Below are 10,045 nucleotides of genomic sequence, written 5' to 3'. Positions count from 1 at the left end.
CTTGGCTCACCAAGTATGCTCCTCGTGGCCTGCGCTGGTATTCTCTACTACCTCCAGTCTCTCCTCTCACTTCATGGTGTAGAAGACGAAATGCAGAGAGAACAGCTAAAGAGGATGATTTACATGAGCCCACTCATGATTGTCGTCTTCTCCCTCTTCTCACCAGCCAGTGTGACACTTTACTGGGTTGTCGGTGGTTTCATGATGATTCTCCAACAATTTATCGTCAACTATGTCGTTCGTCCAAAACTTCGTCAAAAAGTACGTGAAGAATACGAAAAGAACCCTCCGAAAGTCAGCCCTTCTGCAGATGCAAGAAAAGATGTGACTCCTAAACAGCCTCAGGCTATCACAACCAATAAGAAAAAGAAAAACCGCAACTCTGGCAAACAACGATCTAGATAAGACTAAACGAGCTTAGCTGAAGGGCTAGGCTTTTTTGCATCACAAAAGCCCGATGTTTCCATCAGGCTCCTTTTTATCCATGAACACGTTTCATGTAGTCTTGATAACTTTCGGTATCCATGAGTTCTTTGGCATTTTTGACCCGGTCTGCTGTCGGCGGTTTAACCCCTTCAAGCGAGTAAGGAATGCCCAATTCCCGCCATTTAAACTCACCCATGGTGTGATAAGGTAGGATTTCAAACTTGTCAACATTTTTAAGGGTTTTTACGAACTTCCCAAGTTCGATCAAGTCCTCATCACGGTCTGTCAAGCCTGGAACCAATACGTGGCGAATCCAAACAGGTTTTCCAATGTCTGATAGGTACCGGGCACAGGCCAAGATGTTTTTATTGGTTTGGCTAGTGACGATCTTGTGCTGCTCTTCGTTGATTTCTTTGATATCCAAGAGAACCAAGTCTGTCACCGCCATGAGTTTATTAAACTTTTCGAGATAACGTGGTGTGTTACGGAAAGGAAGGGCACAGGTGTCCAAGGTGCAATGGATACCTTTTTCCTTAGCCTTGGTAAAAAAGGCAATCAAGAAATCAATCTGCAAGAGCGCCTCTCCTCCACTGACAGTGATTCCTCCCTTGTCTCCCCAGAAACCACGATAACGTAGGGCCTCTGCTAAGATATCATCCACTGTACGCACACGAGATTTATTGGTTTCCATCTCCCAGGTATCTGGATTATGGCAATATTGACAACGCATATGGCAACCTTGAAGAAAGACGATAAAGCGAATTCCAGGGCCATCTACTGCCCCAAAACTTTCTGTCGAATGCACCATTCCTGTCACTTGTCCATAGTCAATTGTTTCTTCAGACATATCGTCACCTTCCTTGAAACCGTTTTATAGTTTTATTATATCACGACTATAGCCAAATTCAAGAATTTTTGTCTGTTTTTTAGAAAAAGCATCTGTTTTTCACTTTCACAATGTGTTCCATTTTTATTTGATGCTACGTACGACAAATCGTTTCACAACCAGATCCAATTCCTGACTCTTTAGGAAGTTTTCAATATCTGCTAAGTGCAGGCTCTGGTCTTGCTCGATGGAAATAGTCACCTCATAGAGTTCCTCCTGAGCCGTCTGTTTCATTTCCATCTTGATTGAGTGGTACTGTTCACATTGGTAGTAGGCATAGAGCTGGCTGAGCGTAGTTTTATCTGCCGTTTCTCCTACAATCTTAATCTCAAAATCTCCACTATTTTTTTGACTAGTGTGAGTCAAGAGCTGAATCATGACCACGACCACCGTACAAACCAACCCCATCAACCACATGCCACCACCGATAGCCATCCCAATCCCGGCAGTCGCCCACACACCTGCTGCTGTCGTGATTCCACTGATTTTTTTATCCCGCATAAAGATAATGCCACCACCGATAAAGCTGATTCCACTAACGATTTGAGCAGCGACCCGGGAGGTGTCAAAATTTGGTGTATCTAAAAAAGCCTCCTTGGAAATAATCATCATCAAGGCCGAGGTCACAGCAACGATAATGTGGGTCTTAATCCCCGCCTGCTTATTTCTAGCGCTCCGCTCATAGCCAATAGCCCAGCCACAGACAACTGCTAAAAAGATAACTAGAAAATGCCGCACCATCGGCGTCTGCGCAATCCATAGTCCAATACTCTCCATCTCGTCTCCCTCCCTTCTCATTCTTTCTGCTACTTTCTTGAAAGAAAGCTAGAGGTTGGGACTCTGTCTTCAACCTCTAACCATTTACATTTTTATTTAACTAGATCTTAACCTTGTCTTAGTGAAGTCCCTTGCTTTCAAGGTAGCGAACCACCAAGCTAGGCCAGTCCGTCTGAATAATATCTGCTCCCTTTTCTAGGAGGACTCCCCAGCCCTGATCTGCTGACTGCAAGATTGAGGTGTTGTCATCATGACCGGCGAACAATTTCTTTTCATCATTCATAGTCAAGGCATTAATCCAGACACAGAGATTGGCATCTTTTAGTTCTTGAATCGTTTCTGCCTGGTAAAAATCATCCGCCTCCGTCTCTGCCTTTATCTCTACCCCGATAATGTTAACTTCCGGATATTGTTTCAAGAGATCAAGCTGTGCTAGCTTACTAATCTTAGGCATAAAGAGGAATTTGGTTTCTTCTCCTGCCAAAAATTGGAGAGTTTCTTCCTCAAGCGGACCTTTTAAAATGACCTGTTCCACCATGTCTTCCTGTTTGACTAAGTCACAGATCAGTGGGAAAAAGTCCCAGGCCCGATCAATGTTGATCAGACAGCGTCCTTTAAAATAACGAAGGGTATCTTCTAACTTCTCAACTGGATAGGAAATGGCAGATAAATTACTGTTACAATAAGTCAAGTCCTTTAGTTCTTGACTCGATAAACTTCGAATATCAAAATCTTTTTGGAAATTTTTCCTTTCCATGCCATTGTGAAAATGGTAGAGTTGATCATCACTCGTTTTAAAGACATCTGCTTCAACAATGTCTCCTCCCATCTGAAGCGAAGCTTCATAGGCCGGAATAGTATTTTCCACAATATTTCCAGCTGAACTTCCTCTGTGGACAGCAATGAGAACTTTTTTCTTCTCCAACTCTTGATTCAAAAAGCGATTGATTTCTTGGTAACTTTCCTGTCCAATCATCCTGCCTTCTCCTTTATAAAATGCTCAATCAAATGGTAGATTGCATCGCTAAAACGTGGAACAACATAGGTGGCGTGAGCCTTGACATCTTCGGGAGCATGGGCCATACAATAAGAGACTGTTGCCGCATCAAACATGGAAATGTCATTTTCTGAGTCCCCAATCGCTACACTAAAGCCCCCCTGGCTGAGCCGTTCAAGCGCCTGCCCTTTTGAGGTATGATTGGCAGAAATCTCGATTCTTCTTTTACCAACTCGAAAGATGGATAAATCAGGAAATAAGACTTTTAATTCCTTGGTAATCTGACAGGCCTGCTCTAGGCCATCTGGGCGAAGATTAATCTTATAAACTGTGCGTTTCAAGGCCTCATCATAGGGATTATCCATGTAGTCATAGTTTAAACCTAGGAGCTCATTTTGATTTTCCTGCTTAAAATTTCCAAACCGTTCCTTGTTGTCAAGGGCATCAAAGGTGACCTGATGGTCTTTTAGATACTGGATTAGGTCCTTTAAGCGATCCTTTGAAATTTGACGGTCTTCTAAGACCTGCCCCTTGGCATCCACTATATACCCGCCATTAAAGGCTACCTTATAATCTAAGGATAAGCCGTTCACTTCTTCGACATAGGTGATCTCCTTTAAGGAGCGTCCAGTTGCGATAACCAGTTGGCTATAATGACTCGCGGCTTGAAAGGCTTTCAAGTCCTCGCTTGCGACCGCAGATGAATCAAAGACGAAAGTCCCATCAATGTCGATAAAGATCATTGGTTTTTTATCAGTCATGGGCTCGTCCTTCCTCTTTAAAGATGTCTAAAATTTCATTTTTCAAGATATTAGCCTTACCTCCATAGATGGACTGCATCTGCATGCCAGACTCCACAAAACCTAAGGCTTCTAAATGGTTGACAATGAGATCTTGATCGACCTGAGCCCGGTCCTTAACATTAATCCGTAGGCGTGTGATACAAGCATCTACATTTTCGATATTGTCATAGCCACCGTGAGCTGCGATAAGAGCTCTAGCTTGTTTGCGAAGGTCAGACTCTTGCGCATTGACCACAGTTTCATCATGATGTTGGTATTTGGCTTCAACTTCTTTTCGGTTAGACAATTTCACTTCTGAAGAATCGCCCCGTCCAGGAGTTTTCAAGTCAAATTTCAAAATCATGAACTTAAAGACATGGTAGTACAAGAAGGCACAGCCAAGCCCTACCAGCAGAATGACATACCAGTGGGTCTTACCTCCCTGAATCAAGCCATAGATCAAAAAGTTAATCAAGCCATGTCCCATCGGAGCCATGACAGCACCGCCTAGCAATTCTGTCACAACAGAAGTCAAACCAGCAAGAAGAGCATGAACTCCGTACAGCATCGGTGCAACGAAGAGGAAGGTAAATTCCAAGGGTTCTGTAATCCCTGTAATGAAGGATGTTGCTGCGGCTGCTGTTAGTAGAGAGGCGACTGTTTTCTTATTCTCAGGTTTAGCAGTGCGATACATTGCAAGAGCTGCAGCAGGAAGACCAAACATAAAGTAGACAAATTTCCCTGCATTAAAGCGCGTAATTGTCGGATCAATATTCAAAATAGAAGAATCCGTCAAGGAGGCCATGTAGGCATTCAAGGTGCCACCAACCTTTTCACCTGCAATAGTCCATACACCCCCAAGATCGGTCGTCATAACTGGAAGATTCAAGCCATGATGCAAACCAAATGGCAAGAGAGAGCGTTCCAAAATCGCATACAAGAAGGTTCCTATATAGCCTGTTTTAACAACGAGACCAGAGAAGGCTGTAATTCCTTGTTGCACAAATGGCCAAACTAAAAAGAGACCAGAAGCTACAAGAGCCATCACTGGAATGACCACTAGCGGCACCAAACGAGGACCGCTAAAGAAAGAGAGGACCTGTGGAACTTTGATATTGAGCACTTTCTTGTGCACATAGTAGACGACAAGACCAGTAATAATTCCTCCAAAAACGTTCAAGTCCATGGTCTGAATCCCTAGAACGCTGGTCTGCATTTGTGCAGCCATGGCCAAGCGATAGGCTTGCGGAGCCAAATCTCCCTGTGTCACCAAGGTTCCTGTTTGGGTCAATAGGAAATTCAAAACCTTATGAAGTACGATAAACCCAACCAAACCAGAAAGTGCTGCAGAGCCCTTTTCTTTCTTTGCAAGACCAACTGCTACCCCGACCGCAAAAATAACGTGCAGGTGAGAGAAGACAACATCTCCCAAAGCGACAAATAAATTCATCAAGAATTGGAAGGCTTCATTCTGCAAGAATGGATACATTTTCAAGGTAGTTCCATTGGTAAAGGCTGCCCCAATTCCTTTTATAATTCCAGCTCCAGGCAAGATGGAAACTGGTAGTAACAATACGCGTCCGAACTCTTCAAACGCAAGAATGACTTTATTTTTCGATGCCATGATATCACCGTTCCTTTCTTAATTCTATTCTATCATGCCTCCATTTTTAGAAGGGATTTTAGGGAAAAAATGAGGGAAAGGAAAAAAAGACCTCTAAGAGTACTTTTTTACTCTCTAGAGGTGGTTTGCTGCAGGAGCAGTTTTTCATACAAGATGGTACTCATCAGATAAAGCATGAGACGAGACCGCAGTTTGGTCCGGGTATGAGTGCTGTTATAAACATGAAGGGCATGCGTACTGATTCGCTTGAGAGGACTCGCTGCAAGACTTGTAATCGCAATAATGCGCGCTCCCTTGCCTTTTGCCTTTAGCAACATTTCATTGAGATCTTCCACATTACCACTGAGAGAAAAGACAATCAAGACATCCTCTTGGTTGACAATCTCTGGAATTCGTTCCATGGAAAAGTAATCAATGTAATCATTAGACCAAAGATTGATGAGTTTGAGCTTGCGATTTAAGTCAGAAGCGACTTGAGAACTAGAGCCTGTTCCCAAACAAAAAATTCGTCTAGCTTCTAAGATTTCTTGGCAAATTCGGGTCAGTAGCTCCTGATCCACCAAGTCGATAGTAGCCAGAAAGTCGCCTTTCATCATTTCCAAAATCAGTGAAAAGTCATCAACCTGAGAACTTTGCAAGGTCTGATTGAGTTTTTTTGCGGTGATAAGAGCATACTTCAACTCTGTGAAAGTATCACAGTTTAACTTCTTGACTGCTCGAATGATGGTCGCGTTGGAGACAAACAAATGCTCTCGGATAATCTTGAGTTTTAGTTTCTCTATCTCCTCGTACTTCAAAATGAAATCGACAATTTCCTGCTCGGCATCAGAGAGTCGATCATAGTTTTCATTGATAGTTCTATAAATATCTGTCACAGGCGACCTCTCCATTGCTGTTTTTATAACTATTATAACATATTTTAAACCAACATGCTTCTACTCTTCAAAATCAAAACCGTACAAGGTCGCAAAGTAATCTTCTGGACGCTCTGCCCGGCGGATTTGGCGGGCTTTGCCTTCTTCAGTATAGAGGATTTCTGCAGAGCGTAGTTTGGCATTGTACTGATAACCCATGGAGAATCCATGTGCACCTGTATCATGAATCACCAGCAAATCACCGATTTCTGTATGAGGCAGTTCGCGATTCACCGCGAATTTATCATTGTTTTCACAGAGAGAACCAACCACATCTACGACTTCTACTGGTCCATCTGGGTGAGTTAGATTGGTGATATGATGATAAGCGCCATACATAGCTGGGCGCATGAGGTTGACTGCTGACGCATCCACTCCCAGATAGGTGCGGTAGGTTTTCTTTTTGTGAGTCACACGAGTTACGAGAGCCCCGTGAGGCGCCAGCATGAAACGACCTAATTCCGTGAAAATCTTGACCTGACCAAGTCCTGCTGGAGTGAGGACTTCCTCATAAACCTGACGCACGCCCTCGCCAATCAGAGCAATATCATTGGGCTCTTGTTCAGGGTGATAGTTGACCCCAATGCCGCCAGAAAGGTTGATAAAGTCCAGTGAAATGCCCAACTTTTCCTTAATTTCAACAGCCAATTCAAAAAGCTGACGAGCCAACTCTGGGTAGTAGAGATGGGTGACAGTATTGGATGCTAGGAAGGAGTGAATCCCAAAAGTCTTGGCTCCTTTTTCCTTCAAAATCGCAAAGGCTTCAAAAAGCTGGTCCTCGGTCATCCCAAACTTGGCTTCTCCAGGATTGTCCATGATATCTGTTCCTAGCTCAAAAACGCCTCCAGGATTGTAACGACAAGAGATGATTTCTGGAATGCCTGCTGCACGCTCCAGATGTTCAATATCTTCAAAGGCATCCAAGTTAATGGTCGCACCTAACTCACGCGCATAAGCATACTCTTTGTCTGGTGTATTGTTTGATGAGAACATGATTTCAGAACCGAGGAAATCCAGTTTATGGCTCATCAAGAGCTCTACATAACTGGAGCAGTCAACACCGCACCCTTCCTCTTTGAGAATTTTCAAAATGGCTGGAGTTGGAGTGGCCTTGACCGCAAAATATTCCTTAAAGCCCTGATTCCACGAAAATGCTTTGTTGACCGCTCGGGCTTTTTCGCGAATCCCCTTCTCATCATACAAGTGAAAGGGAGTCGGAAATTCGGAAACAATTGTTTCTAAATCTTCACGGCTGATAAATGGTGTTTTCATAAACTTCCTTCTATTCTGTTTGCAAAGAAAGGCTGGGACAATCGTTCCAACCTTTAGTTCTATCTCTTATTTGTCTTCGTCAAAGATATTTCCAATCTCAACATCGATGGATTGGTTCTTGACATCAATATTGGTTACCTTCAAGAGTGACTTGTAATCAAACTGCTTTTCACGTTCTTCTTGGGCATTGTCTGCAAACACTGCCACACCAGCAAGTTCTGAATCGAACTCCCGCAAGAGACTAATCATCCCGTTGACCGTTCCGCCACCTTTCAAGAAGTCATCTACAATCAAGACACGACTGCCTGCCTTGAGACTGCGTTTTGAAAGGAACATTTTCTCGATACGGTCACCACTTGAACCTGATACATAGTTGACACTAACCGTTGAACCTTCTGTGATTTTCAAGTCACGGCGCACAATGACAAATGGAACGTTGAGGACATTGGCAACTGCATTTGCGAGTGGCACACCTTTTGTTGCTACTGTCATAACGGCATCGATTTTTTGGTCCATAAAGCTCTTGGCAATGATGCGCCCAATATTTTTCAAAATGGCAGGTGTACTGAGCAAATCAGATAGGTAGATGTAGCCACCTGGCAAGATACGGTCGCTTTCTGAAAGTTTATCACGCAAGTCTGCGATCATTTCTTTGGCTTCATGACTCGAAATTGATGGTGTAAAAATGACGCCCCCACCAGCACCAGTAACAGTCTGAATATGGCCGATTTCAATTTCCTCAAAGGCACGCTTAATAATCACGATGTCTTCTGAGATAGAAGATTTGGCAGATTCGTATTTTTCTGCAAAGGTATTGAGACTTGTTAGTTTGTATGGATTATTAATCAAATAGTTGGAAATGACAACCATCCGATCACTTCTTCTTAATTTCATTGTATAATTACCATTCCATTAAATTTTTATCTTTCTCCATTATATCATAACAAACCAAAAAAACGAACATTCTTGCCTAAAAAATGCTCGTTTTTCTTAAATTATTAATCTAAATCTGGTTTATAGAAGGAACGATTGTCCATAGCAAAGATTTTATTGGTCATCTCTCCTTTATCCACCAAAGCTAGAGCTGTTGACATCATCATCATGCTGGCATCTAGATTGTCAATCATATGGATAATTTCTGCCTCCATAATGCGTGGACGGACTGGACTTCCATACTCCAGCAAGCCATGATGACTGAGGATGACATGGCGCAGTAGCACCACTTCTTCTCTAGTATCATCGATGCCCAGTTCCATGACTGTCTTGGTAATTTCGCTATCGATGAGGGCAATATGGCCAAGGAGATTGCCTCGCACTGTATACTCCGTCTGGTCTGGTCCCGTCAACTCAATAACCTTGGCCAAGTCGTGTAACATAATCCCCGCATAGAGGAGGCTCTTGTTGAGCTGAGGATAGATATCACTAATAGCATCTGCCAAGCGCACCATGGTTGCTGTATGATAAGCCAAACCAGTTTCAAAGGCATGGTGGTTGGTCTTAGCAGCTGGATAGGAGTAGAATTCCTTATCATACTTGTTATAGAGGCTACGAACGATACGCTGCCAGACAGGATTTTCAATCTTGAAAACCATCTGCGACATATAGTCACGGATTTCCTTGACATCGACTGGTGACTTGACCTTGAAGTCAGCTGGATCATTGGGTTCCCCAGGCTGAGGCAGGCGGAGGCTGATCTGATTAACCTGAGGAGTATTATTATAAACCTCTCGGCGTCCCTGCATGTGGACGACTTTCCCCGCGGTAAAGGCCTCAACGTTATGAGGTTGGGCATCCCAGAGCTTCCCTTCAATCTCGCCACTATCGTCTTGGAAGGTAAAGGCTAGGTAGTTTTTCCCGGCACGTGTCTGTCTCAGGTCAGCTGATTTAATCAGATAAAAACCTTCAAACAGTTCATCTTTTTTCATGTGACTAATCTTCATATTCTTCCTCATCTTTTTGGAAATGGAGTAGATCAAGCGCAGGCTCACCTTCTGATAACTCAATGTGACGGAGCGTCCGCTCAATAGCTGTAGTACGACGGTTTAATAATTCATCAATATTGCCAGAGGCATGTTGGAGATGTTTTTGTGCCTTGACCAGAATGCCTCCGAACTTGCCAAACTCGGTCTTAACGCTAGCTAGGGTCTTGCTGATATGGTCAGCACTCTTTTGGATATTGAGAGTTTTGAAGCCAACTGATAGGGAGTTAAGCAAGGCTGATAGGGTACTTGGACCTGCGACAATAATCTGCTCCTCCCGTCTTAAATCATCAAAGAAGACTGGATTGCGAACAATCTCTGAATAAAGACCTTCTGTCGGAACAAACAAGACTCCAAAATTGGTCGTCCGAGGCGGCGCTATGTACTT

The 10,045-nt window shown here is 43.4% G+C and carries 11 protein-coding genes; 1 reads left to right on the top strand and 10 read right to left on the bottom strand.

Features of this window, described 5'->3' with window-relative positions; all coding sequences use genetic code 11:
• On the top strand, nucleotides 1-405 hold a 405-nt coding region (locus tag SORDD16_RS09280; protein ID WP_241734054.1), incomplete at its 5' end, for a YidC/Oxa1 family membrane protein insertase.
• 73 nt (nucleotides 406-478) lie between these two features.
• Here SORDD16_RS09280 and pflA read toward each other — a convergent pair.
• The 10 genes from pflA to rmuC all read right to left on the bottom strand — a co-directional run.
• Nucleotides 479-1,273, bottom strand: coding sequence for a pyruvate formate-lyase-activating protein (pflA, locus tag SORDD16_RS09275; RefSeq protein WP_061453226.1), 795 nt, complete (start codon nucleotides 1,271-1,273; stop codon nucleotides 479-481).
• Between the two features lie 123 nt (nucleotides 1,274-1,396).
• The gene (locus SORDD16_RS09270; RefSeq protein ID WP_061453225.1) at nucleotides 1,397-2,089 is read right to left on the bottom strand and encodes an MgtC/SapB family protein; all 693 of its coding nucleotides are present in this window, start codon (nucleotides 2,087-2,089) and stop codon (nucleotides 1,397-1,399) included.
• A 118-nt stretch (nucleotides 2,090-2,207) separates the two neighbouring features.
• Nucleotides 2,208-3,065 carry a glycerophosphodiester phosphodiesterase family protein gene (locus tag SORDD16_RS09265; protein WP_061453224.1) on the bottom strand — a complete coding sequence of 286 codons (858 nt, stop codon included), beginning with the start codon at nucleotides 3,063-3,065 and terminating at the stop codon, nucleotides 2,208-2,210.
• Nucleotides 3,062-3,847: an HAD-IIB family hydrolase gene (locus tag SORDD16_RS09260; RefSeq protein ID WP_061453223.1), complete on the bottom strand. Its 786-nt coding sequence runs from the start codon at nucleotides 3,845-3,847 to the stop codon at nucleotides 3,062-3,064. The genes SORDD16_RS09265 and SORDD16_RS09260 overlap by 4 nt, the downstream gene beginning before the upstream one ends.
• A complete protein-coding gene (locus tag SORDD16_RS09255) occupies nucleotides 3,840-5,492 on the bottom strand; it encodes a PTS transporter subunit EIIC (RefSeq protein WP_061453222.1) in 1,653 nt (550 codons plus the stop codon). The genes SORDD16_RS09260 and SORDD16_RS09255 overlap by 8 nt, the downstream gene beginning before the upstream one ends.
• A gap of 107 nt (nucleotides 5,493-5,599) precedes the next feature.
• Nucleotides 5,600-6,367 (bottom strand): MurR/RpiR family transcriptional regulator, encoded by a 768-nt coding sequence (locus SORDD16_RS09250; RefSeq protein WP_061453221.1) that lies wholly within the window; start codon nucleotides 6,365-6,367, stop codon nucleotides 5,600-5,602.
• A 60-nt stretch (nucleotides 6,368-6,427) separates the two neighbouring features.
• A complete protein-coding gene (locus SORDD16_RS09245) occupies nucleotides 6,428-7,678 on the bottom strand; it encodes a diaminopimelate decarboxylase (RefSeq protein WP_061453220.1) in 1,251 nt (416 codons plus the stop codon).
• A 66-nt stretch (nucleotides 7,679-7,744) separates the two neighbouring features.
• Nucleotides 7,745-8,572 carry a pur operon repressor gene (purR, locus tag SORDD16_RS09240; protein ID WP_002874197.1) on the bottom strand — a complete coding sequence of 276 codons (828 nt, stop codon included), beginning with the start codon at nucleotides 8,570-8,572 and terminating at the stop codon, nucleotides 7,745-7,747.
• 104 nt (nucleotides 8,573-8,676) lie between these two features.
• A complete protein-coding gene (locus SORDD16_RS09235) occupies nucleotides 8,677-9,618 on the bottom strand; it encodes a 3'-5' exoribonuclease YhaM family protein (RefSeq protein WP_061453219.1) in 942 nt (313 codons plus the stop codon).
• On the bottom strand, nucleotides 9,608-10,045 hold a 438-nt coding region (gene rmuC / locus SORDD16_RS09230), incomplete at its 5' end, for a DNA recombination protein RmuC (protein WP_128973505.1). The genes rmuC and SORDD16_RS09235, both read right to left, overlap by 11 nt.

Source organism: Streptococcus oralis (assembly GCF_001578945.1).
GTDB lineage: Bacteria > Bacillota > Bacilli > Lactobacillales > Streptococcaceae > Streptococcus > Streptococcus oralis_Q.
This window is presented reverse-complemented; position numbering and strand designations above follow the sequence as displayed.

What these genes read in the sequence shown, in the direction of transcription:
- SORDD16_RS09235 (WP_061453219.1), bottom strand. Translation starts at nt 9,618, where the DNA reads ATGAAGATTAGTCACATGAAAAAAGATGAACTGTTTGAAGGTTTTTAT.
- SORDD16_RS09270 (WP_061453225.1), bottom strand. Translation starts at nt 2,089, where the DNA reads ATGGAGAGTATTGGACTATGGATTGCGCAGACGCCGATGGTGCGGCAT.
- pflA (WP_061453226.1), bottom strand. Translation starts at nt 1,273, where the DNA reads ATGTCTGAAGAAACAATTGACTATGGACAAGTGACAGGAATGGTGCAT.
- SORDD16_RS09255 (WP_061453222.1), bottom strand. Translation starts at nt 5,492, where the DNA reads ATGGCATCGAAAAATAAAGTCATTCTTGCGTTTGAAGAGTTCGGACGC.
- SORDD16_RS09265 (WP_061453224.1), bottom strand. Translation starts at nt 3,065, where the DNA reads ATGATTGGACAGGAAAGTTACCAAGAAATCAATCGCTTTTTGAATCAA.
- purR (WP_002874197.1), bottom strand. Translation starts at nt 8,572, where the DNA reads ATGAAATTAAGAAGAAGTGATCGGATGGTTGTCATTTCCAACTATTTG.
- SORDD16_RS09260 (WP_061453223.1), bottom strand. Translation starts at nt 3,847, where the DNA reads ATGACTGATAAAAAACCAATGATCTTTATCGACATTGATGGGACTTTC.
- SORDD16_RS09245 (WP_061453220.1), bottom strand. Translation starts at nt 7,678, where the DNA reads ATGAAAACACCATTTATCAGCCGTGAAGATTTAGAAACAATTGTTTCC.